Annotated in this window: 23 protein-coding genes; 14 read left to right on the top strand and 9 right to left on the bottom strand. The window is 69.5% G+C overall.

Going from position 1 to position 22,773, the window contains the following annotated elements:
* The first annotated feature begins 90 nt into the window (after positions 1-90).
* The 3 genes from BLT19_RS04580 to BLT19_RS04570 are packed head-to-tail and all read left to right on the top strand — an operon-like array spanning position 91 to position 2,588.
* Positions 91-447, top strand: coding sequence for a DUF2834 domain-containing protein (locus BLT19_RS04580; RefSeq protein WP_091487065.1), 357 nt, complete (start codon positions 91-93; stop codon positions 445-447).
* A gap of 49 nt (positions 448-496) precedes the next feature.
* On the top strand, positions 497-1,129 hold the full coding sequence (locus tag BLT19_RS04575; protein WP_091487063.1) for a TetR/AcrR family transcriptional regulator: 633 nt from the start codon (positions 497-499) through the stop codon (positions 1,127-1,129).
* On the top strand, positions 1,113-2,588 hold the full coding sequence (locus tag BLT19_RS04570) for a carboxylesterase/lipase family protein (RefSeq protein WP_091487061.1): 1,476 nt from the start codon (positions 1,113-1,115) through the stop codon (positions 2,586-2,588). Before BLT19_RS04575 ends, BLT19_RS04570 begins: the two co-directional genes overlap by 17 nt.
* Before the next feature lie 37 nt (positions 2,589-2,625).
* Here the strand turns inward: BLT19_RS04570 and BLT19_RS04565 are convergent, their stop codons facing one another.
* The 3 genes from BLT19_RS04565 to BLT19_RS04555 all read right to left on the bottom strand — a co-directional run bounded on the left by BLT19_RS04565 (position 2,626) and on the right by BLT19_RS04555 (position 5,931).
* Positions 2,626-3,513, bottom strand: a complete 888-nt coding sequence (locus BLT19_RS04565; protein WP_231917789.1) for a type IV toxin-antitoxin system AbiEi family antitoxin domain-containing protein — start codon at positions 3,511-3,513, stop codon at positions 2,626-2,628.
* A gap of 185 nt (positions 3,514-3,698) precedes the next feature.
* On the bottom strand, positions 3,699-4,685 hold the full coding sequence (locus tag BLT19_RS04560; protein ID WP_091487058.1) for an LLM class F420-dependent oxidoreductase: 987 nt from the start codon (positions 4,683-4,685) through the stop codon (positions 3,699-3,701).
* Positions 4,686-4,731: 46 nt separating this feature from the next.
* Positions 4,732-5,931 (bottom strand): FAD-dependent oxidoreductase, encoded by a 1,200-nt coding sequence (locus tag BLT19_RS04555; protein WP_157681749.1) that lies wholly within the window; start codon positions 5,929-5,931, stop codon positions 4,732-4,734.
* Positions 5,932-5,995: 64 nt separating this feature from the next.
* On the opposite strand from BLT19_RS04555, the gene BLT19_RS04550 reads away from it, so the two are divergent.
* Positions 5,996-6,472 carry a MarR family winged helix-turn-helix transcriptional regulator gene (locus BLT19_RS04550; RefSeq protein ID WP_091487054.1) on the top strand — a complete coding sequence of 159 codons (477 nt, stop codon included), beginning with the start codon at positions 5,996-5,998 and terminating at the stop codon, positions 6,470-6,472.
* A gap of 10 nt (positions 6,473-6,482) precedes the next feature.
* On the opposite strand, the gene BLT19_RS04545 is transcribed toward BLT19_RS04550, so the two are convergent.
* Genes BLT19_RS04545 through BLT19_RS04535 form a run of 3 tightly spaced genes read right to left on the bottom strand, consistent with a single transcriptional unit; the run spans position 6,483 to position 9,269 of the window.
* Positions 6,483-7,355: a DNA-methyltransferase gene (locus tag BLT19_RS04545; protein ID WP_407939813.1), complete on the bottom strand. Its 873-nt coding sequence runs from the start codon at positions 7,353-7,355 to the stop codon at positions 6,483-6,485.
* Positions 7,352-8,401: a lipoate--protein ligase family protein gene (locus BLT19_RS04540; RefSeq protein WP_091487052.1), complete on the bottom strand. Its 1,050-nt coding sequence runs from the start codon at positions 8,399-8,401 to the stop codon at positions 7,352-7,354. Before BLT19_RS04540 ends, BLT19_RS04545 begins: the two co-directional genes overlap by 4 nt.
* A 16-nt stretch (positions 8,402-8,417) precedes the next feature.
* Positions 8,418-9,269: an alpha/beta fold hydrolase gene (locus BLT19_RS04535; RefSeq protein ID WP_091487049.1), complete on the bottom strand. Its 852-nt coding sequence runs from the start codon at positions 9,267-9,269 to the stop codon at positions 8,418-8,420.
* An 87-nt stretch (positions 9,270-9,356) separates the two neighbouring features.
* Here BLT19_RS04535 and BLT19_RS04530 point away from each other — a divergent pair, with 87 nt between their 5' ends.
* Positions 9,357-9,797, top strand: a complete 441-nt coding sequence (locus BLT19_RS04530) for a MarR family winged helix-turn-helix transcriptional regulator (RefSeq protein WP_091493284.1) — start codon at positions 9,357-9,359, stop codon at positions 9,795-9,797.
* Positions 9,794-11,149 (top strand): MFS transporter, encoded by a 1,356-nt coding sequence (locus BLT19_RS04525; RefSeq protein ID WP_091487046.1) that lies wholly within the window; start codon positions 9,794-9,796, stop codon positions 11,147-11,149. The genes BLT19_RS04530 and BLT19_RS04525 overlap by 4 nt, the downstream gene beginning before the upstream one ends.
* 5 nt (positions 11,150-11,154) lie before the next feature.
* Here the strand turns inward: BLT19_RS04525 and BLT19_RS04520 are convergent, their stop codons facing one another.
* Both BLT19_RS04520 and BLT19_RS04515 read right to left on the bottom strand, forming a co-directional pair.
* On the bottom strand, positions 11,155-12,402 hold the full coding sequence (locus BLT19_RS04520; protein WP_091487044.1) for an FAD-binding protein: 1,248 nt from the start codon (positions 12,400-12,402) through the stop codon (positions 11,155-11,157).
* Between the two features lie 35 nt (positions 12,403-12,437).
* On the bottom strand, positions 12,438-13,184 hold the full coding sequence (locus tag BLT19_RS04515) for a FadR/GntR family transcriptional regulator (protein WP_091493281.1): 747 nt from the start codon (positions 13,182-13,184) through the stop codon (positions 12,438-12,440).
* A 143-nt stretch (positions 13,185-13,327) separates the two neighbouring features.
* Here BLT19_RS04515 and BLT19_RS04510 point away from each other — a divergent pair, with 143 nt between their 5' ends.
* From BLT19_RS04510 to BLT19_RS04475, 8 genes are read left to right on the top strand one after another with little or no spacing between them, the layout of a single operon-like run.
* Positions 13,328-14,689, top strand: a complete 1,362-nt coding sequence (locus BLT19_RS04510) for an MFS transporter (protein ID WP_091487042.1) — start codon at positions 13,328-13,330, stop codon at positions 14,687-14,689.
* Positions 14,686-16,416, top strand: coding sequence for a dihydroxyacetone kinase family protein (locus BLT19_RS04505; RefSeq protein ID WP_091487039.1), 1,731 nt, complete (start codon positions 14,686-14,688; stop codon positions 16,414-16,416). The genes BLT19_RS04510 and BLT19_RS04505 overlap by 4 nt, the downstream gene beginning before the upstream one ends.
* 1 nt (position 16,417) lies before the next feature.
* Complete coding sequence (locus BLT19_RS04500) at positions 16,418-16,900, top strand: ribose-5-phosphate isomerase (RefSeq protein ID WP_091487036.1); 483 nt, start codon at positions 16,418-16,420, stop codon at positions 16,898-16,900.
* A gap of 4 nt (positions 16,901-16,904) precedes the next feature.
* Positions 16,905-17,690, top strand: coding sequence for a triose-phosphate isomerase family protein (locus BLT19_RS04495; protein WP_091487033.1), 786 nt, complete (start codon positions 16,905-16,907; stop codon positions 17,688-17,690).
* Positions 17,687-18,481, top strand: a complete 795-nt coding sequence (locus BLT19_RS04490; RefSeq protein ID WP_091487031.1) for a sugar phosphate isomerase/epimerase family protein — start codon at positions 17,687-17,689, stop codon at positions 18,479-18,481. The genes BLT19_RS04495 and BLT19_RS04490 overlap by 4 nt, the downstream gene beginning before the upstream one ends.
* A complete protein-coding gene (locus BLT19_RS04485) occupies positions 18,478-19,335 on the top strand; it encodes a phosphogluconate dehydrogenase C-terminal domain-containing protein (protein ID WP_091487029.1) in 858 nt (285 codons plus the stop codon). The genes BLT19_RS04490 and BLT19_RS04485 overlap by 4 nt, the downstream gene beginning before the upstream one ends.
* A 26-nt stretch (positions 19,336-19,361) precedes the next feature.
* Positions 19,362-20,117, top strand: a complete 756-nt coding sequence (locus tag BLT19_RS04480; RefSeq protein ID WP_091487026.1) for an SDR family NAD(P)-dependent oxidoreductase — start codon at positions 19,362-19,364, stop codon at positions 20,115-20,117.
* A 2-nt stretch (positions 20,118-20,119) separates the two neighbouring features.
* The gene (locus tag BLT19_RS04475; RefSeq protein ID WP_091487023.1) at positions 20,120-21,859 is read left to right on the top strand and encodes a hypothetical protein; all 1,740 of its coding nucleotides are present in this window, start codon (positions 20,120-20,122) and stop codon (positions 21,857-21,859) included.
* Here the strand turns inward: BLT19_RS04475 and BLT19_RS04470 are convergent.
* Positions 21,846-22,691 carry an NAD-dependent epimerase/dehydratase family protein gene (locus BLT19_RS04470; RefSeq protein ID WP_091487020.1) on the bottom strand — a complete coding sequence of 282 codons (846 nt, stop codon included), beginning with the start codon at positions 22,689-22,691 and terminating at the stop codon, positions 21,846-21,848. The two genes, BLT19_RS04475 and BLT19_RS04470, sit on opposite strands and share 14 nt — an antisense overlap.
* Positions 22,692-22,773 lie beyond the last annotated feature (82 nt).

The raw sequence follows: 22,773 nt of genomic DNA, 5'->3' as shown, positions 1-22,773 counted from the left end.
TCTCAACGTAGGGCGCGGCATCGCGTCGATCGAGGGCTTGACAGCACCAGGTCGGCCCGCGCATCGACGCGGCGGTGGGATCATGGCGCCATGACCCGCTTCTGGACTCCCCTGGCCGTGCTCTACCTGGTGCTGGCGCTCGCCGGGCTCGTCGGCACATGGTGGTTCAACGCCCTCGCGGTGATCGAGATGGCGGACTTCCTGGGCGATCTGGTCACCAGCGGCCCGGCAGTCTCGTCGATCACGGTCGACCTGCTGGTCGCCGCGGTTGCGGGGAGCGTATTCATCATCGTCGAGGCGCGGCGGCTGGGCATGCGTGCCGGGTGGCTGTATGTCGCGGCATCCGCTCTCACGGCCTTCGCGTTCACATTCCCGCTGTTCCTCGCGATGCGCCAGCGCCGCCTGACGGCGCTGGCGCTCGCCCCTGTGACCCGGGTCGAGAACTGAATGCCAGGAGGTTTCGATTATCAAGCGCTGTTCGGCTTAGCCTGAGCCCATGGCAGGACGAGGTTCCTACGCGAAGGGCGTCGCCAAGCGCGAAGAGATCCTCGAGCGCGCGCTCGAGGTGATCGCGAGAGAGGGCTATCGCGGAGCATCCGTGAAAGAACTCGCAGACGCGGTCGGTCTCAGCCAGGCGGGACTCCTGCACTACTTCGGCAGCAAGGAAGAACTGTTCACCGAGATCCTGCGCAAGCGGGACGAAGCGGATGTCGTGGCCTACGGCCCCGCCGAGATGAGCGATCTCGATCTCGCAGGCTTCCGGAAGACGTATGTCGATGTCATCCGGCACAACAGCGACGTCCCAGGGCTCGTCCAGCTCTTCTCCCGGATGGCGGTGGATGCCGTCGACCCCGAACATCCCGCCCATCGGTACTTCCTCGAGCGGGGCGGGATGTTCCGCGCCGCGTTCCTGGAGATGCTCCGCGCCCGGCAGGCCTCGGGCGAGATGACCGATCGCGTGGACGCCGAGGTCCTCGCGCGCATCTTCCAGGCCGTCGCCGACGGCATGCAGGTGCAGTGGATGCTCGATCCCTCCGTCGACATGGCTGCCACCGTCGACGCGCTCTTCGTCGCCCTGACGCCCGCGCACGCCGAACCGAAGGAGCCACGCGTTGACGCAGCATCCTGATCCCGTCGTCACTCTCGTCCCCGGTCGCGTGCGCGGATTCTGGCGCGAGGGATCCGCGGCCTTCCTCGGCATCCCGTTCGCGCAGGCGCCCGTCGGGGATCTGCGGTTCGCTGCTCCCGTCGCCCCCGAGCCCTGGGACGATGTCCGCGACGCGCTCGTCTTCGGCCCCACCGCCAAGCGTGCGAAGCCGGGCGAGAAGACGCTGATCCCAGAGCCCGCGGTACCTGGCGATTCCACGCTGAATGTCAACGTGTTCACGCCGGCCCCTGGTGCGCCGGAGGCTGCGCTTCCGGTGCTCGTCTACATCCACAGCGGCGGCTTCACCGAGGGCTCGCCCGCAAGCCCCTGGTACGACGGCCGGGCGTTCAACCGCGACGGAGTGGTGACGGTGACCGTGTCGTACCGGCTGGGATTCGACGGGTTCGGCTACATCGCCGGCGCCCCGTCCAACCGCGGGGTGCGCGACTGGCTGGCAGCGCTGGAGTGGGTGCAGCAGAACATCGCCGCATTCGGCGGCGACCCCACGCGCGTGACCATCGCAGGGCAGTCAGCCGGTGGCGGAGCGGTGCTGACGCTGCTCGGGATGCCGGCGGCACAGCACCTGTTCGGAAAGGCGTGGTCACTCTCCGGCGCGCTGGGCGATGTGTCGGGGGAACGAGCCCGGACGCTTTCGGCGAAACTCGCCCGTCTGGCCGGAGTCGCGCCGACCCGCGAGGGATTCGCGTCCGTTTCTGAAGCGACGCTGGTCGCGCTGCAGGAGAAGGCTGCCGCGCCCGACTCGAAGAGCCCGCTGGCCGGGATCCTCGCCCTGCTCGAGGATGGCCTCTCGTGGGGACCCATGATCGACGGCGACCTGATCACCCGTCCGACGGTCGAGTCGCTGCGCGCGGGGGTCGGGGCCGACAAGCCCCTCGTCCTGGGAGCCACCGACGACGAGTTCACGATGGTGGCCGAGGGCGCGAAGAACAAGCTGCGCCTGATCCCCGCGGGGTTCGCCCTCGGCCAGCTGAAGGTCGGCCCGGCGACCCGCCGCGCCTACCTCGACGCCAACCGCGTGCAGCACCGCAAGGGCACGGCGGCCGTGCTCGGCCGGTACGTCACCGATCAGGTGTTCCGGGTGCAGGTGCCGCGGATCGCCGACGCCCGCGCTGACGCGCCGACGTGGGCGTACCGCTTCTCCTGGGTGTCGCCGACCATCGGGTGGGCGTGCCACTGCCTCGATGTGCCGTTCTGGTTCGACTGCCTTGACGCAGAAGGCGTCCGGGCGATCGCCGGGGACGCTCCGCCGCAGCCGCTCGCCGACGCGCTCCACGGCTCAGCCGTCGCCTTCATCCGAGACGCGGCCCCTGGGTGGACGCCGTGGTCGCGCGCACCGGGCGCCACGCGGGTGTTCGGCGGCGCAGCATCCGTCCCTGACGTCCTCGCCGACGGCTACGCGAGCGTCCGCGCGCTGCTGTGAGGGCGCGCGCCGTTCGCAACTCAGGAGAATCGGCGATTCAGGCACTTTGCGGACCTCGATGGCGCTGATTCTCCTGACTTCGTGACGTGGCCCGGCGGTGACTCCCGAGCAGCCCACCGATCGCCGCGCGGACGTCGTCGGCGTGCCACATGATGTCCTCTGCGATCGGTCGGTAGGTCGCGAAACCCTGCTGTGCCGCGGCCTGGTCGCGACGGCGATCTCGACGCTGCGCCTCCCAGCTGGCGTGGTGGGCCTCGCTGTCGCACTCGATGATCAACCACCCGTCGACGACGAAGTCCACCCGGCCGACACCGCGGATCCGGACCTGTACCTCGACATGCGCACCGAGCGAGCGCAGAATCAGCCGCACCAGTGTTTCCGGTCCGGACTCGCTGCGCGGGTCGAGCAGCCTGCGAATGACTCGGTATCGGCGCGGCAGCGCACGGAAGAGCTCATCGAGGTCGTCCGGTGACAGCGCGCCGCGATACAGGGCGGAATCCAGGGTCGCGACGGCCGCGCGCGGCGGCTGACAGCGCACGGCTTGGAGCAGCGCGTCGAAGACCTCGACGGATGTCGACGACGGGTGCGGCTCGCGACGAAGACGACCCCAGTGCCGGCGGACCGGACGCGACATCGTGCGCAAGCGCGCGGCGTTCGGTGCGAGATGCACGTGGAGCGAACTGCTGTCGAGGACGAAGATCCCGTACGGGACGAGAGCGGAGACGCAGGCCAGCCGACCACCGTGACGACACGCGTCGACGATGTCGGAACTCACCTCACCGGGGAGATACACCCCTCGACGCGGCCGGATGAGGGCTCCCGCACCGACCGCGGCCGTCAGCGCTCGGGTGGTCCAACCGTGCTGCAGCATCTCGTCGCGCCGCCGGAATTGGACGGGCCGGTGCAGCGTCAGGGCCTCGATCATTCCGCCACCGTGCCGCTGCCCGGCCCGACCGGACGCGATCACAGCCGAAGGTGTGGAGGACGCGCGACGTCTCGCGGCTGTGGAGGACGACCCGCCGCGCACAACTCAGGTGGATCTGCCTCAGACCGGGGTGCGGAGCGACGTCAGACCGCCGTTCTCCTGAGTTCTGCGCGCCACCTCGGCGGTCAGGACAGCGCCGGGATCACCGCCCGCTCGAACAGCTCCATGCCCGAACGGTCGTAGGCCGCCTCCGGGAAGTAGTGGATCGCGTAGCCGAGGCCGTGTTCGGCGCGCTCCGCGAGCCGCTCTGCGACCTGCTCCGGCGTGCCGAACCCCGGCGAGGCGAGGTAGTCGCGCTCGATCGCGTCGGCGCGCTCCCGGCCCAGGTGCGGCAGCAGCCGCGCCTTGACGGCCGCCAGCCGGTCGCGCGCTTCGGCCTCGGTATCGGCGACGATCGTGTTGAAGTTCGAGCTCCGGGTGATCGACGAGAAGTCGCGGCCCAGCGCCTCGCAGTGACCCCGCAGGACGGCGCTCTTGTGGTCGAACTCCTCGATCGATCCGGCGAAGTTCGTGTAGCCTGCGTACTTCGCCGCGATCTTCAGCGTCACCTTCTCGCCGCCGCCGGCGATCCAGAACGGGATGCCGCTCTCCTGGCGCGGGAGCGGCCGGACGATCGCGCCGTCCACCTGGTAGTACTCGCCGTTCAGAGTCGCCGTACCCGTCGTCCAGGCCTGGTGCATGATCTCGACACCCTCGCGGAGGCGGCCGAGCCGCTCCTTGATCGGCGGGAAGCCATAGCCGTAGGCGCGCCATTCGTGCTCGTACCAGCCGCCGCCGATGCCCATCTCGACCCGGCCGTTCGAGACGTGATCGATCGTTGCGGCGACCTTGGCGAGGAAGGCCGGGTTGCGGTAGCTCATGCAGGTGCACATCTGACCGAGCCGGATGCGGGAGGTCGAGGCCCCGAACGCCGCCATCAGACTCCACGCCTCGTGCGTGGCCTCTTCGCTGGCGATCGGGGTGGTGTGGAAGTGGTCGTAGACCCAGAGCGATTCCCAGGCTCCGGCATCGGCGTGCTCGGCGAGCGAGCGCATCGCGTCCCACTGAGCGGACGGGTCGATGCCGACGAGATCGAATCGCCAGCCCTGGGGGATGAAGGTTCCGAAGCGCATACGCCGAGCCTACGGGCCGGGGCTGCGGGAGCGGCCGGGCTGACGCCTACCGCCGCACGAGCGAGCGGTCCCAGGGGATCTCGGCGTTGTAGAGCCAGTCGTTCCGAGTGTCGTTCGCGGCCTTCTTCAGGAAGAGCGGCATCATCCGGTCGCGCATCGCGATCCCGAAGCGCGACTTCGTGACGCGCTTGCGCGCATCGATCGCCCGCGCGTACTTCGCAACCGCCGCTGCACGCGGCTGGCGCAGTCGCTGATACTCGGCGAACGCCGCCTCGGGCGTCGGCAGATCACGCAGGCACTTCGCGACGGTGATCGCATCCTCGAGCGCGAGGGAGGCACCCTGCCCCGCGCTGGGCGACATCGCGTGCACGGCATCGCCGATCGCGACGACGCGGCCGCGGCTCCACCGCTGGACGCCGCTCAGCTCGTAGATCGGGTATCCGCCGACGTCGCCGTCGGTGGCCGCCAGGATTCCGGGTACCGGCGCCGGGTCGTCGCTGTGCAGGTCGCGCAGGCGCGCCAGCCAGTCGGAGGAGCGGATGCCGCGCAGCGACCCGCGCGCGGGCTCGGGGCTCGTGAGGTTGGCGAACCAGTACGCGGTCCCGTCCGTGCGCACGAGGTAGCCGAAGAACGAGCGCGCACCGAACACCATGTACTGGGTGTCGGGGGTCGGCTCCAGCCCAGGGACCCGCGCGAAGCCGCCGGTTCCGACCAGACCGCTGTACCGCGGCGCCGGAGCGCCCGGGTCGATCCAGGAGCGTGTGAACGACCGGATGCCGTCGGCGCCGATGAGCACGTCGCCCTCGGCGGTGCGTCCGTCGGCGAACGTCGCACGCACGCGATCGGACGTCTCGTCGATCGAGACCAGGCGCGCTCCCTGCACGATCGGCACGCCCGCGGCCAGCGCTGCGTCACGGATGACCTCGTGGAGCCAGGCGCGGCGAACGATGACGCTCCCCCGCGCGGGGTCGCCGGCGGGTCCGTTCGGCACCCTGCCGAGTTCACGCCCGGAGCCGCTCCGCATGACCATGGACGACGCCCGATGGCCATCGGTGAGCAGCCGCTCCTTCAGGCCGAGCTGGTCGAGCACCGACAGTCCGTTCGTGGCGACGTTGAGGAACAGCCCGGCGAATGCGTCCGGGGTGGCGTCGGCCTCGAAGACCTCGACGTCCCATCCGGCGCGCAGCAGGAACATGGCGGTGATCGGGCCGGCCACCCCGGCGCCGATGATCAGTGCACGAGGCATTTGGTATCCTTGAAGAAGCGAGACTCTCGAATCTAGAGTCTCTCGTATTTGGAGAGAATATTCGATGCCGCCGAAGAACGCAACGCGCGCCGAATCCATCGAGCACATGTCCGCCGTCATGCGCGAATTCATGGCGCGCGCGGTCCTCTTCCAGGACGCGGTGGCGCGCTCCGGCGGCAACAACAGCACCGACATGCAGGTGGTGGGTCTGCTGATGAGCGAGGGCCCCGCCACCCCGGGAGAACTCGCCGAGCGCACCGGGCTGACCGCAGGCGGGTCGATCACGGCGGTCATCGATCGCCTGGAACTCGCAGGCTATGTGACGAGGGAGCGGGATGCCGCGGACCGCCGTCGCGTGATCGTCACCGCGCGGGTGGAGACCGTCATGGACCGGGTCGGACCCATCTACGGTCGGGTCGGCGCCCGGTGGGCGGAGTACCTCGACACCCTCACCGATGAGCAGATCCGCTTCGCGGGCGAACTGTTCGCACGGGCGGCCGAGATCAACCGCGAAGAGATCGAGCACCTCCGCGAGACCTGAGGCGCCACGGCTAGCCGCGGACGACCGCCCCCGGCATCCGCGTCGTCATCACATCGATCGCCGCCGTGCTCGAATCGATCAGCACCGCCTCGCGTCCGAGCGCGGCGGCCACCGCGCCGGTCGTGCCGCTGCCGGCGAACGGGTCGAGCACCCGGTCACCGGGTCGACTGGACGCCTGGACGATCCGTCGCAGGACGCCTTCGGGCTTCTGCGTCGGATATCCGGTCTTCTCGCGCCCAGAGGTCGGCACGATCGTGTGCCACCACACATCGGTCGGCAGCTTGCCGCGGGCCGCCTTCTCGGGCGTCACCAGCCCCGGGGCCATGTACGGCTCGCGATCCACCGCCTCCGAGTCGAACCAGTACCGTGCAGGGTCCTTGACGTAGACCAGGATCGTGTCGTGCTTGGTCGGCCAGCGGCGACGCGATTTGGCGCCGTAGTCGTAGGCCCAGATGAGCTCGTTGAGGAAGTGATCGCGCCCGAAGATCGCATCCAGCAGGACCTTGGCATAGTGCGCCTCGCGGTAGTCCAGGTGCAGGTACAGCGTGCCGTCGACGGCGAGCAGACGCCACGCTTCGGCCAGTCGCGGCTCGAGGAAACCCCAATAGTCGTCGAAACGGTCGTCGTAGACGCGTAGATCGCCGCGAAGACGTTCGTAGTCGCGGCCGTGGAAACCGCGTCTCACCACCGACGAGCCGGTCGACTCCGTACCCGGCATACGTGCCGTCTCGACGGCACGCTCCTGGGCGCGGCCGGTATTGAACGGCGGATCCAGGTAGATCAGGGTGAACGAGCGATCGGGAAACCCCGACATCACGTCGAGATTGTCACCGTGATGGATCGTGACCGCACCTTCGACGAGCTCGGGGACCGGATCGCTCACGGAACGCGCTGCAACCAGGCGTCGGTCGAGAACTTCGACTCGACCAGCGCCTCCGCCTCGGCGTATTCCTCTTCGGTGATATGGCCGGGGACCGCGTCGTAGAGCGTTGTGAACGTCTCGATGAACCGCTCGATGATCGCCTCGCGGGGCAGCCCCGTCTGACGTCGCAGCGGATCGACCCGCTTCGCGGCCGAGGTGGTCCCCTTGTCGCTGAGCTTCTCGCGACCGATGCGCAGGACCTCGGTCATCACCTGGCCGTCCATGTCGTAGCTCAGGGTCGCGTGGTGGAGCACTCCGCCGTTGGCGAGGCGCTTCTGCGCCGCGCCTCCGATCTTGCCCTGCGGGGAGGCGATGTCATTGAGCGGCTGATAGGTGGCCGCGATGCCGAGCGAGCGCAGCGCCTGCAGGACCCAGTCGTCCAGGAAGGCGTACGAGTCGGCGAAGGTCATGCCAGCGACGAGGGATGCCGGCACGTAGAGCGAATACGTGACGATCGAGTTCGCCCCCATCAGCATCGCCCCGCCGCCCGAGATCCGCCGGACGACGTCGAATCCGTGCCGCGTCGCGCCGTCGGGGTCGACCTCGTTGCGCAGCGACTGGAACGAGCCGATCACCACCGCCGACTCGTCCCATTCCCATAACCGCAGGGTGGGCCGCCGCCGGCCGTCGCCCACGCGGGTGGTCAGCACCTCGTCCAGGGCGAGGTTCATCCGCGGCGAGACAGGCCCGTCGTGCACGACCTCCCAGTCGAAGTCCTTCCACCCCGGGGCCGTCACCAGCGCCCGGCGCACCGCGGTGCCGACCGCCTCCGGCGTGAACCCGAGCATCTGGGCTCCTTCCGGCAGCGCCGCCCGGACCGCGGCGGCGATGGCTGCGGCATCCGATTCCACCGGCAACCCGTTGACGGCGGAATCGATGTCGTCCAGTGCAGTGTCCGGCTCGAGAAAGAAGTCTCCCGCGAGGCGGAACTCCGCGATGCGCCCGTCGCGCTCCTCGAGGTCGACGACGACCAGCTTGCCTCCGGGCACCTTGTATTCGCCGTGCATGGCTCAACCCTATTGGTCAGTCGCGGGCCGGGAACCGCCGGTCGAGCCAGGCGAGCAGATCGCCGCGGACGTCGTTCTGCATCACCTCGTTGAAGACCTCGTGGCGAGCGCCCGGATAGACGAGCGTGGTCACATCCGTGAAGCCTGACCGCTTGCGATATGCGTCGGCGAGCTTATGGACACTGCGGGGACCGCCGACGGGATCTTCCCGACCGACGAGCAGCAGGACCGGGATGTCGCGGCCGACGTCCTTACGCGGCAGACCGTAGATCCGCACTCCGTCGACCACGCCGAACAGTCTGGCGATGGGCGTCGTCGTCGTCAGCGGGTCATCGACGAAGTCCTGGCCGACAGCCAGGTCCGAGGACAGCCATTCGGTGCCCATCGCGTCCTCGCCCTTCCATCGGGCGTTCAGATCGCCTGCGTTCAGCGAGGCAGGCGTCCGAAGTCCCGACCCCGACAGGATCACGGCGTCGTAGGCGTCCGGGTGGTCGTTGAGGAGGATCTGAGCGAGAAACGATCCCCACGAATGCCCGAGCAGCACCAGAGGAAGGCCCGGGTTCTCGTCGCGGATGAGCTGGGTGAATTGCCAGACCGCAGCGACCGCTGCCCGATGACCGCCGGGGCCGAGCCGGCCGAGCTTGGACGCGTCGCCGTCATACTGCTTCATGCCCGTGCGGCCGTGACCACGGTGATCGTCGGCGTACACGGTGTACCCGTCGTCGGTGAGCGCCGAGATCGTGGCCGCATACCGCGCCGCGTGCTCGCCGACCCCGTGCAGCACCTGCACAACGGCTCGAGGTTCGGTCTTCGCGGGATGGACGTCGTAGACGATCGCGATGCCGTGTGCATCGATGAACTCGGGCATGGAGCGAGTCTAGGTGCGCGTTCGGCCGAGCGTTCCGGCATCCACAATTTACTTAACAAAGATAATGACCTATGCTAAGGATCGATGATGAACGACGATCCACAGCACCATGACCTCTCCTCCGAGGCATCCGACCTGCGGATCGCCACCTTCCGGCTCGCTCGACGGATGCGCACGCAACGCGCGGTCGACTCGATGAGCGACGGCCAGTTCGCCGTCCTCGCCGGCCTCTTCATCCACGGTCCGCACACCCTCACCCAGCTCGCCGACCGCGAGCGGGTGTCGGCCCCCGCGATGAACCGCACCGTGAACTGCCTGCAGGACGGCGGATACATCAGCCGCAGCGCAGACGAGAGTGACGGTCGCAAAGTCGTCATCGAACTGACCGACTCCGGTCGTGCCGTGGTCGATGAGACCGCGCGGCGACGCGACGCCTGGGTCGAAGAAGCCCTTGCCGAACTCAGCCCTGCCGAACGCGGCGTGCTGGCCGAGGCGGCCGCCCTCATGCAGCGGATCGTCGCCCGATGAGTGCCATGTTCCGCTCGTTCTCGGTGTTCAACTACCGGGTCTGGTTCATCGGCGCACTCGTCTCCAACACCGGCGCCTGGATGCAGGCCACCGCGCTGAGCTGGGTCGTCCTGACCGAACTCACCGTCAACGACGCCGGTGCGATGGGCGTCACGATGGCCCTGCAATTCGCGCCACCGCTGCTGCTCGTGGGCGTCACGGGCCTGGTCGCCGACAAGTTCGACCGGCGCAAGCTGCTCATGCTCACTCAGAGCCTGCTGCTCGTGCTGGGCGTCGCCATCGGCGTGCTCATCCTCGTCGGCGTCATGACGCTGCCGCTCATCTACGCCTTCGCGCTCGCTCTCGGCGTCGTCGCCGCGTTCGACAACCCGGCCCGCCAGGCGTTCGTCTCCGACCTCGTCGATCACGAGAACGCGTCGAACGCAGTGGCGTTGAATGCCGCTTCGTTCAACGGCGCGCGCATGATCGGCCCCGCCGTCGCCGGCATCGTGATCGTCGCGGTCGGTACCGGGTGGGTGTTCCTGGTGAACGGCGTGACCTTCCTGGCGATGATCGTGGCTCTCATGCTGATCCGCACGCACGAGCTGATCCCCCGCCCGAAGAACATCGGCGCCTCGCGACTGGCGGACGGCTTCCGCTACGTCGGGCGTCGGCCAGACCTGATCGTCACCTTCGCGATGGTCTTCCTCATCGGCGCGTTCGGGATGAACTTCCCGATCTTCGCCTCGACGATGGCGCTCGAGTTCGGCCAGGACGCCGACGGATACGGCCTGCTCAGCTCGATCCTGGCGATCGGCTCCCTGGTCGGCGCACTCCTGGCCGCCCGTCGCGACCGAGCCCGGATCCGCGTGGTGATCGGCGGCACGCTGCTGTTCGCCGTCGCCGCAGCCGTCTCGGCGTTCATGCCCACCTATTGGGCATATGCCGTCACGCTCATGTTCACGGGTTTCGCCGTCGTGACAATGCTGACCACAGCGAACGGATACGTGCAGACGACCACCGATCCCGCCCTCCGCGGGCGCGTCCTCGCGCTCTACATGGCGATCCTGATGGGCGGAACTCCCATCGGCGCTCCGATCGTGGGGTGGGTGGCGGCGGAATTCGGCCCCCGGACGGCGATTCTGCTCGGCGCCGCAGCGGCGCTCGTGGCCTTCGGCATCGGCATCACCTGGCTGCTCGTGTCCGGCCGGGTGCATCGGCACGAGACGAGTCGCTTCCGTCTGACGCTGGATGAGACACGGCCGCTTCGCATCGTCCCGTCCGCCGTCGAGTTCTCCGACGAGATCGCCGGAACGACGCCGGTTCCCCTCCCCGTCGAGGAGCGCCTGCCCGCCCGCACGCGGACGAGCTGACCGCTTCAGCGCGCTTCGCGGACTCCGAGCCGCAGCAGGTGCGCGTTCACGAAGCGACCCTCGGGGTCGAGGCGCTCGAACACCGTCCGCGCGTCAGCGATCCGCGGGTGCACGCGGGCGATCGCCGCGGCATCGAACGCGTGCAGCTTGCCCCAGTGCGGGCGCGCCGCGAACGGGGCGAGCGCCTCCTCGATCAGCGGCAGCACGCCGAGCACGCCCGCCGGGTCGTTGCGCCAGGTGAAGTGGATGGCGAGGAGGTCGCGCTGATACGCGCCGCTCAACCAGAGCTCATCGGATGCCGCGGTGCGCAGTTCGCTCACGAGCAGGTGCGGCTCGATCGACGCGCCGAGTTTCCGCACCGCGCGCAGCGCTGCCGGCGCGTCCGAGCGGGCGACGAAGTACTCGCTCTGGATCTCATCACCGAAGGACGGCGTGCCGTCGAGCCGGAAATGCGGCAGCCGCAGCATCCACGGCCCCGGCACTCCGCCGAGCTCCGTGATGTCATCGAGGTTGGCGAGCGGGTTGGCCTCGACCTGGCGCGCGCCGTCCAGGAGCACGTCATCCACGGCGTCGTCATCGCTCTCGAGTCGGGTCTTGACCCAGACGTCGCCGAGGGCCTCATCGACCCAGCGGGTGAAGACCGACACGCTGTAACCGGCACCGGTGAGCTCGTCGAAGCGCTGCAGCGCGGCATCCCATGACACGCCCTGGTAGATGTCCTGACGAACCCGGTAGGTGGGCTCGACCGCGAGGGTGACTTCGGTGACGATGCCGAACGCGCCGAGCCCGACCGCCACGGCGGGGAAGTCCGCGTCGCCCTCCCGGACCTCGTGCACCTCGGCGTCGGCGCCGACATAGCGGATGCCTCGGACCGCACTGGTCAGCACGCCGTTGCGGTTCCCCGACCCGTGCGTGGCTGTTGCCGTCGCTCCGGCCACCGAGATGTGCGGCAGCGAACCGAGATTGTGCAGCGCGAGGCCGCGGGCATCCAGCCACTGCGCCAGCACGCCGTACCGCGTCCCGCCCGCCACCGACACAGTGCCGGCCTGCTCGTCGAGACGGTAGCCCCCCTCCAGGCCCACGAGGTCGATCAGGGTCCCGGCGGTGTCGGGCAGATCGGTGAACGAGTGACGGGTGCCGAGCGCGTGGACCGGCCCGCCCTCGGCGACGATCGCACGAACCTCGTCCTCGGTCGTCGCCGTCGCGACGCGCGGTGCGGAGTACTCGTGTGTTCCGGCCCAGTTCTTCGGCATCCGGCAACGCTACTCCGCCGGATCGACTCCCAGGGTCACGACGGCGCGCCCGCCGCGGCGGCGGACAGCCGCGCCGAGGCGGTGGACATGTGGTGGGCCATGGCGGATGCCGCGGCATCCGGATCACCTTCAGTGAGGGCGCGATAGACGGCGTCGTGCTCCTCGATGGCGATCCGCGCCGCCGCCACGTCGTGGACTGATCGATCGGCGTAGACCTGCAGAAGCGAACGGACGATGTTGAGCATGTCGACCAGGGTGGCGTTGCCCGAAGCGGCACCGAGCGCATGGTGGAAATCGAGATCTGCGCGCGCGAAGATCCCGAGCTTGTCCACCGAGGTGCGCATGCGATCCAGACTCGCGGCGATCGCCTTGAGATCATCTGCATCCGCGCGCGCGGCAGCGAGCCGCACCACGTAGATCTCGAGCCCGGAACGCAGTTCCAGCAGCTCCTGGGTGTTCCGCTCGCCGATCAGCAGCCCCCATCGCAGCGTCTGCGGCAGCAGTTCGCTCGCATTGCCGCGCAGATACGTGCCCGAACCGGCACGGACATCCACGATCCCGAGGATCTCCAAGGCGGCCAGGGCTTCGCGGACGGCGGATCGTCCTACGCCGAGGGTCACAGCCAGCTGGCGTTCCGGTGGCAGCCGGGTGCCCGGCTCGATCGAGCCCCCGGTGAACAGGTCGAGAAGTCGTCGCGCGACCTCCGAAACCGGCGTTCCGCTCGGAAGCGCACCCAGCGCGGCGGAGATCTCCGCCGATCGGTTACCGGGATACGCGGGCATGCGAACAGGGTACACACCGTGCGGCTGCGGTCAACCGGTTTTCCATTGCGTCTTGCAATTGGTCAACCGGTTTGTCAAACTGGGAGAAGGACAGACTGCAGTCCGCAACTCCCCCAGGATCAAAGACGATTGATCGGAGCACCATGAGCATCGCCCCCACCGCGAGCACGCCGGACATCGCGCGCTCCGCCATCCGCAAGGTCTCGATCCGGCTCGTGCCGTTCGTGGCCCTGATGTTCTTCATCAACTATCTCGACCGCACGGCCATCGGCTTCGCGGCACCCAACGGCATGAACGACGACCTCGCCCTGAGCGCGGCGCAGTTCGGGTTCGCCTCGGGCGTCTTCTTCATCGGCTACATCCTGCTGGAGGTGCCGTCCAACCTCGCCCTGCACCGGTTCGGTGCGCGCCGCTGGCTGTCTCGCATCATGGTCAGCTGGGGCATCGTCGCGCTGCTGTTCACATGGGTGCAGAACTTCGAGCAGCTCGTCGTGCTGCGCTTCCTGCTCGGCGTGGCCGAGGCCGGATTCTTCCCCGGCGCCATCCTGTTCCTGAGCCTGTGGGTGCCCGCGCAGTACCGCGGCCGCGTGCTCATGCTCTTCTACCTCGCCCAGCCCCTCACCACGGTGATCGGCGCCCCGCTGGCCGGTTTCCTCATCCAGCAGCACGGCCTGTTCGGACTCGAGGGCTGGCGGTTCATGTTCCTCGGCGTCGCGATCCCCGCGATCATCGTCGGCATCATCGCCTGGTTCTACCTGAAGGACAAGCCCTCCGACGCCGGGTGGCTGACCAAGCCCGAGCAGGAATGGCTCACCGACGCGCTGACCGCCGAGCGGACCGCGACCGAGAAGAAGGAGAAGCACGTCTCGGTGCGCTTCGCATTCGGCAGCGGACGCGTCTGGGTGCTCTCCTTCATCTACTTCGGCTTCATCTACGGGCTGTACGCCCTCGCCTTCTTCCTGCCCACGATCATCGAGGGCTTCCAGGAGCAGCTCGGCGTGACCTTCGACTTCTTCCAGAAGGGCCTGATCACCGCGATCCCCTACCTCCCCGCCGCCGTGGCGATGTACTTCTGGTCGCGCGACGCGTCCAAGCGGGGCTTGAAGACCTGGCACATCGCGGTCCCCGCGCTCGTCGGCGCGGTCTCGATCCCGCTGGCACTGTTCGCCGGGTCGCCGGCGGCGACGATCGCCGTCATCACCGTCACCGCGATGGCCATCTTCGCCGCACTGCCGAACTTCTGGACGCTCCCCACACGCTTCCTGACCGGCGTCGCCGCGGCAGCCGGCGTCGCGCTGATCAACACGGTCGGAAACCTCGCCGGATTCAGCGCGCCCTATCTCACCGGACTCGTCCACGATTGGACCGGGGGCTACGAGGTCCCGATGATGATCGTGGGCGGATTCATGCTCATCTCGGCGATTCTGATGGTGCTGCTGGCGCGGAGCAACCGCGTCGCTCCGGTCGAGATCGAGCCGGCCGAGTCCGAGAAGGCGCAATCGTGACACGCATCTGGAACGACCCGGCGGAGTTCGCAGATGAGATGATCGCGGGCTTCGTCGCGGCCAACGAGCGGTATGTGCGCCGCGTGTCCGGTGGCGTGGTGCGCTCGACCGTGGTGCCGACGGGACAGGTCGCCGTCGTCGTGGGCGGCGGTTCGGGCCACTATCCCGCCTTCGGCGGGCTCGTCGGTCAGGGCCTCGCGCACGGGGCGGCGATGGGGAACCTCTTCGCCTCGCCGTCGACCCAGCAGATCCTCTCGGTCGCCAAGGCGGCGGATGCCGGTGCCGGCGTCTTCTTCACCTACGGCAACTACGCGGGCGACGTGCTGAACTTCGACGCCGCACAGGATCGGCTCCGCGCAGCGGGCGTGGCATGCGAGACGGTCACCGTCACCGACGACATCTTCTCGGCGAGACCCGATGAGAAGCAGAAGCGCCGGGGCATCGCCGGCGACCTGACCGTCTTCCGCGTCGCCGCTGCGGCGGCTGAGGCCGGCTACCCGCTGACGGAGGTGGCCCGCGTCGCGGCACTCGCGAATGAGCGGACTCGCTCCATCGGCGTCGCCTTCAGCGGCTGCACGCTGCCCGGGGCCCCTGAGCCGCTGTTCACCGTCCCTGAGGGCCGCATGGCGATCGGCCTGGGCATCCACGGCGAACCGGGCGTTGACGAGACCGACATCCCCACCGCAGACGGACTCGCCGAGCTCCTCGTCTCCCGCCTGCTGGACGAGGTTCCCGACGGCGTATCGGCCGACGGCGCACGGGCGGTGCCGATCCTCAACGGCCTCGGATCCCTGAAGTACGAGGAGATGTTCGTCGTCTACCGGCGCATCGCCGAGCTGCTCGCCGACGCCGGCATCCAGGCGGTCGATCCGCACGTCGGCGAGTACTGCACGAGCTTCGACATGGCCGGCACCTCGCTCACCCTGTTCTGGCTGGACGACGAGCTCGAGCGCCTCTGGGACACCCCGGTCGACACACCCGCATACCGCCGCGGTTCGGTGACGACGGCTGCGCGGGCGGATGCCGCGGCCGACGAACCGGCCGAGGTGACGGCGATCCCGCCGGCCGACGACGAGTCCTGCGCGGCCGCGACGATCGTCGCCGATGCCGTCGCCACGATCGCAGCCACTGTGGACGAGCACGTCGACGAGCTCGGCCGGATGGATTCGATCGCCGGCGACGGCGACCACGGCATCGGCATGCAGCGCGGCTCCCACGCCGCCCGCGACGCCGCCCTCACCGCACGCGATGCCGGCGCAGGGGCCGAGACGGTGCTGGTGCGCGCCGCAGACGCCTGGGCAGACAAGGCGGGCGGCACCTCCGGCGCGCTGTGGGGCGTCATCCTCACGTCGCTGGCCGGCAAGCTGGGCGACAGCGGCACGCCGCAGCCGGCCGATGTCGCCTCCGGCGTCGCCGCAGGCCTCGCCGCCGTCATGGCGTACGGCAAAGCCGAGGTCGGCGACAAGACGATGGTCGATGCGCTGGTCCCCTTCAGCGGCGAGCTGACCCGGTCGGTCGACGCGGGTGCGGACCTGGCCGATGCCTGGTCGGCCGCCGCGGACGCGGCGACGCGGGCCGCGGCATCCACCGCCGACCTCCTTCCCCGGCTGGGCCGCGCTCGCACCCACGGCCAGAACAGCGTCGGCACGCCCGACCCCGGCGCGCACTCCCTCGCACTGATCGTCACCGCCGTCGGCGCACTGCTCGACGGCAACGAAAGGAACTGACATGACCGCTCCCGAGGCACAGCCCCTGCGATTGGTGATCGGCTGCGACGACGCCGGCTTCGACTACAAGGAGATCCTCAAGAAGGATCTCGAAGCCAACCCCGGCGTCGCCTCCGTGGTCGACGTCGGCGTGGACGCCGACGGCCACACCCCGTATCCCAAGGTCGCGATCACCGCCGCCGAACTGGTCGCCGCCGGCGACGCCGACCGGGCGCTGCTGATCTGCGGCACCGGCCTGGGTGTCGCCATCTCGGCCAACAAGGTCGCCGGGATCCGCGCGGTCACGGCGCACGACTCGTTCTCGGTGGAGCGCAGCGTGCTCTCCAACGACGCGCAGGTGCTCACCATGGGGCAGCGTGTCGTGGGCATCGAACTCGCCCGGCGCCTCGTCCGCGAGTGGCTCACGTACCGGTTCGACCCCGCGTCGGCATCGGCTGAGAAGGTGGCCGTCCTCGAGCAGTACGAGACCACGGGAAGCTGCTGAGCCGATGAGCGGACCCGTCACCGTCGGGGTGAGCCTGAAGATGTACTTCGGACATCAGCAGGCTGCCGACTGGTTCGCGCGCGTGGCCGAGCGTGTGCGCGATCACCCGGCCGTCGCCTCCGGCGCGGTCCGGTTCTTCGTCATTCCGACCTATCTGCAGATCCTCCCTGCTGTGCGGGCGTTCGAGGGCACCCCGGTGCTCATCGGCGCGCAGGATGTCGCCACCGAGGATGCCGGGGCCTTCACCGGCGAGGTGAGCGCACCGGAACTGGCCGAGGTGGGCGTCCGCGTCGCCGAGATCGGGCATGCGGAGCGCCGGCGTCTGTTCGGCGAGACCGATGAGATCGTCGCGGCGAAGGCCGCGGCGGCGCTGCGCAACGACATCACCCCCGTTCTCTGCATCGGCGAGACCGAGCGGATGAGCGGGGCGGATGCCGCGGCCGCGACGATCGCGCAGCTGCAGGGCGACCTCGAGGGCGCCCCGGCCGGACCGGTCATCGCCGCCTACGAGCCGGTCTGGGCGATCGGGGCTCCGCAGCCCGCACCGGCCCAGCACATCGTCGCCGTCGCGCGCGCCCTGCGCGCAGCACTGGGAAGCGATCCGGCCCGCGCCGGGTCCGTCGTCATCTACGGCGGCTCGGCCGGCCCCGGCCTGCTCACCGAACTCGGCGACGCCGTCGACGGACTGTTCCTCGGCCGCTTCGCCCACGACCCCGACGCGCTCGTCGCGGTGCTGGACGAGGCATCCGCCCTTGCCGACCTCGAATCCCGCGCAGGCGAGCGCGCATGATCGGGCTCGGCACGTACGCGTTCTTCTGGCAGCACTCCGACCTCGTGGACGAACCGCTGACCCTGCGCGGCGCATTCGAGGCGACGCGCGAGCTGGATGTGGAGCTGTTCCAGATCTGCGACTACGCACCGCTCGAGTCGATGACCGATGCCGAACTCCGCGAGGCGGCCGCCGCCGCACGCGACCTCGGCATCACCATCGAGCTGGGCACCAAGGGCATCGAGCCGGAGCGGCTCACTCGCTTCCTCGATCTCGCAGCCGTCTTCGACGCCGTACTCGTTCGGTCCATGCTGTTCGGGCCCGCTTCGCGCCCGACCCTGCCCGAGGCCGAGTCGCAGCTGCGGGCTGCGATCAGCGACTACGAGGCATCCGGCGTCACCCTCGCCCTGGAGACCTACGAGCAGGTCGCCACCACCGACCTGCTGAGCGTTGTCGATGCCATCGGCAGCGATCACCTCGGCATCTGCCTGGACCCCGCCAACGTCGTGGCCCGCCTGGAGCGCCCACGCGACTGCGTCGAGCTCACCGCCCCGCGCGTGAAGAACGTGCATGTGAAGGATTTCGCCTTCGCGCGCCAGCCGGGCTGGGTGGGCTTCACCTACGGCGGTGCGCGCATGGGCGAGGGCCTGCACGACTACCCGCACCTGCGCGAGACCGTCGGACCGCAGGAGCGCGGTGTGAACGAGATCGTCGAGCACTGGCTCTCCTGGCAGGGCGACCCGCAGACCACCATCACCACCGAGCGGGACTGGACCCGCACCACACTCGAATACCTGAGGAGCACTCCATGAGCACCGAGTCCTACACGATCGCCGTCCTGGGCGCCGGCGGGAAGATGGGGATGCGCGTCTCCAACAACCTCGTCAAGACCGCGCACACCGTCCGCTACGTCGAGAACTCCCCGGCCGGCCAGGAGCGCACGCGAGACGCCGGTCGCGAGCTGACCGAGCTGAACGACGCCGTGCTCGACGCCGACATCGTCGTCTTCGCCGTCCCCGACCTCGCGCTCGGTCCGGTGACCAGCCAGGTCGTGCCGCTGATGAAGGAGGGAGCGATCGTGCTGACCCTCGACCCCGCCGCCGCGTACGCGGGCCTGCTGACCACCCGCGAAGGCATCATCCAGGCCGTGGCGCACCCGTGCCACCCGTCGATCTTCCTGCAGCGCCAGACGCCCGAGGAGTGGGCGGACACCTTCGGCGGCATCGCAGCCCCGCAGGACGCCATCGCCGCGATCGAGTCCGACGACCCCGCCAAGGCGGCCATCGTCGAGGCGACGGTCCGTGCGATCTACGCGCCGATCATCGATGTGCACTGGGTCACCATCAAGCAGCTCGCTCAGCTCGAGCCGACCCTCGTCGAGACCGTCGCCTGCATGATCGGCTCGCTGCTGAACGAGGCGCTGCAGGAGGCCGTGCACACGATGGGCGTGCCCGAGGCTGCTGCCCGCAGCATCCTGTACGGCCACACGCAGGTCGCCCTCGCCAACGGGCTCCGCGGCGACAACCCGTTCAGCGATGCATGCCTGATCGCGATGGACTACGGTCGCGAGAGCATCATCAAGGAGGACTGGAAGAAGATCTTCCAGGACGACGAGCTCGACAAGAACCTGGCTCGGATGCTGCACCTCGACCACATCGAGCGCTGAGCGGTTCGGCCGCGGAGGAGACACTGATGAGCAGGCTCGAAGGAAAGACCGCCCTGGTCACCGGGGCGGCGACCGGCATCGGCTACGCCGTCGCCGCCCGCTATGCCCGCGAGGGCGCCAGGGTGATCATCGCCGACCGCGATGCGGCCGCAGCCGAGCGCGCGGTGGCCGACATCGGCACCGCAGCGCGGGCGGCCGTGATGGACATCTCGGACGAGGCATCCGTCGAGGCCGCCTTCGGGCTGCTGATCGCCGAGGGGTGGTCGCCGGATGTCGTCGTCGCCAACGCCGGCGTGCAGCTGTTCGGGAAGGACGCGCAGATCGCGGACCTCGACCTCGCGGTCTGGCGTCAGACCGTCGACATCAACCTGACCGGCACGTTCCTCACCGTCAAGCACGCCGTACGGGCGATGCTGGCGAGCGGCGGCGGATCGATCATCCTCACCGGCAGCCCCACCGGCCTGAACGGCGAAGGCAAGGACTTCACCGCATACAGCTCCACGAAGGCCGGCATCCACGGCATGGCCCGCACCGTCGCCGCGGCGTACGCCGACCGGAACATCCGCGTCAACACCGTCGTGCCGGGCTACACCGAGACCTCGCTGGTGACCACGATCACCTCCGACCCCGAGGCGCGGGCCGCGATCATCGGCCGCATCCCTCTGGGACGAGCCGGCTCGCCGCACGACGTCGAGGGCATCATGGTGTTCCTGGCCAGTGACGACGCCGAGTTCGCCACCGGCGCGCTGTTCGCCGTCGACGGCGGGATGACGACCCTCTAGTCATGACCGGCGTCGCCCCGTCGTGGTCGAGCCCGTCCCGCACCTGGCGGAGCGGGGCGTGGTCGCTGCGCCTGCGCGACGACGAACTGGCCGACATCGCCTTCGAAGGCCGGACGCTGCTGCGCAGCATCCGCGCCGTCGTCCGCGACCACGACTGGGGCACCGCTGCGCTGATCGTGGACCTCGTGCGCGAGACGGAGGCCACCCTCACGCTGCATGTGCGCTCGGATGGACTCGGGTCGAGCTTCCGCGGCGTCGTCCGCGTGGAGGCGCGCGCCGACCGGCTCGATGTGATCTGCGACCTCGAGTCGGAGGGCGACTTCGACACCAACCGGACCGGCCTGGTCGTCCTGCACCCCCCGCACCTGGCCGGCGCGCCCCTGCGGGCGACGCACGCCGACGGCGAGACCGAGGAGACGGCGTTCCCCGAGGCGATCAGCCCGCATCAGCCGGTCTTCGACATCGCAGCGCTGGCCTGGCTGGACGACGGCTTCGAGGTCTCGCTGGTCTTCGACGGCGACGTGTTCGAGATGGAGGACCAGCGCAACTGGTCGGATGCCTCGTTCAAGACCTACAGCCGGCCGCTCGGCCTCCCCTTCCCGTACCGGGTCGCTGCGGTCGAGCGCGTCCGTCAGACGATATCGGTCCGAGCGCGCCGGACGTCCGGAGCGGTTCAGGTTCCGGCATCCGCCGGTCGGATCGTGCTGAGCGAGGGCGGTCGCTTCCCCGCGATCGCCGTCGGCGCGTCCACCGCGCCCGACCCTGCACCGGCAGCGCCGGCCGGTGCCGGGCCGATCTCGAACGAGCTGCTGGTCGAGCTCGATCTGCGCTCATCGAACTGGCGCGCGGCGTTGGACCGGGCTGCGGCATCCGCGCTCCCGCTCGACGTACGCGTCGTGCTGCCGGCGGACGATGCCGCCCGCATCCTCGACGAACTCGTCGCCCTGCTGGCGGACGCACGGGTGCGGCGCATCGCCGCCTTCGATCCGGTGCTGCACGTGAGCGACGTCGCGACGGTGGCCGCGCTGCGCAGCGCGCTGGCGACCGCAGGGGTGGACGCGCTGGTGATGGGGGGCACGCGCTCGCACTTCACCGAACTGAATCGCGAGCAGGAGCGCGTCCCACGCGACGTCGACGGCATCGCGTTCGCCTCCACGCCGCTGTTCCACACCGTCGGCGCCGAGCAGCTGATCGAGTCGGTCCGGATGCAGCGGCGCATCGCCCGCCAGGCGGTCGACATCGCCGAGGGCCGACCGGTGTTCGTCGGGCCCGTGACCCTGCGCGCGAGGTTCAACAACGTCGCGACGGCGCCGGAGCGCGCGCCGACTCGGACCGACCTCGCCGAGGGATACGGCGCGCAGTTCACGGGGGCCGATGACGAGCGTCAGCGCTCGCCCGAGCTTGCGGCGTGGACGATCGCGAGCGCGGCAGCGTTCGCCGTTCCCGGGGTTGCCGGGATCACGTTCTTCGAGGAGTGGGGCCAGCGCGGCGTCCGCGACGCGCAGGGGGCAGACCTCCCCGTCGCCGCTGCGCTGCGCGCGCTGTCGTCCCTCGTCGGCGGCGCGCTGCTGTCCGGCGACAGCCCGGACGGCATGATCTGGGCGGTGGGCTCCCGCTCCGGCGACTCGACCACGGTGCTCGTGGCGAACCTCGGCGAAGCGCCGCGGACCGTGACGGTTCAAGCTGGTTCAGAGACCGCCGAGGTCGAGGTGGCCGCGCGGTCGTTCGTCACACGGCGCTAGCTCGACGCCAGTCGTGGGATGCCGCGAACCCCAGCTCGCGCTGGATGGCACGCGTCGACATCAGCGATTCGAACTCACCCAGGTCATCGGCCACCGGCACGCCCGGGAACCACTGCGCGGCGAGCTCGCGTGACGGGATCGCCGAGCCCGACGTCGGGGCGGCCACGTTGTACACCCGGTACCCGGGGCGGGCCGCCTCCAGCGCCAGGGCGACCGCCGCAGCACCGTCGCGGGCGTCCACCCACGACCCGATCAGGTCGCGCCGGTACCCCGGCTCGGCAGCGCGGGCAAACGTCGCGTACTCGTCCGCTGCGACGACGTTGGTGAAGCGGAGCGCGGTGATCGAGGCATCCGGGCTCCATCCGACCATCTGCGCGGCGATCGCCTCCTCGGCGACCTTCCCGAGCCCGTACGTGTTGTTCGCGCGCGTGTACGACTCGTCCACCGGCAGCGCGGGCGGCGCCTCGTCGAACGGGAACCCCATCGCGGTGATGCTCGAGGCGATCACGAGCGTGCGGATGCCGGCCCGGTACGCACCGAACAAGACGTTGAACGAGACCGCGAGGTTGTTCTGAAAGGTCGCCGCGTCGGGGACGAGCCCGTTCACCGGGATGGCTGCGAGGTGTACGAGCGCGTCGAGTCCATCGTGACGCGCGGTCACCCCCAGCAGCGCATCCAGGGTCTGTCCGTAGTCGGCGAGGTCGACGCGGGTGAATCCCGCGCCGGGGACACCGGTCGTGTCGAACGAGATCACCTCATGGCCATCCGCGCGCAGACGCTCTACGGTGGCCCTACCGAGCTTGCCGGAACCGCCGGTGACACCGATCGTCATGTCCGCTCCTTCGAGCTGTGCGTCCGGCGTACCGGAGAGTAGAATGCATAAAGATTCTATAGTGAAACTTGTTGTAGCCCAC

Source organism: Microbacterium pygmaeum (genome assembly GCF_900100885.1).
Lineage (GTDB): Bacteria > Actinomycetota > Actinomycetes > Actinomycetales > Microbacteriaceae > Microbacterium > Microbacterium pygmaeum.
Note: the sequence above shows the minus strand (reverse complement) of the source record. Positions and strands in the feature narration are given on the sequence as shown.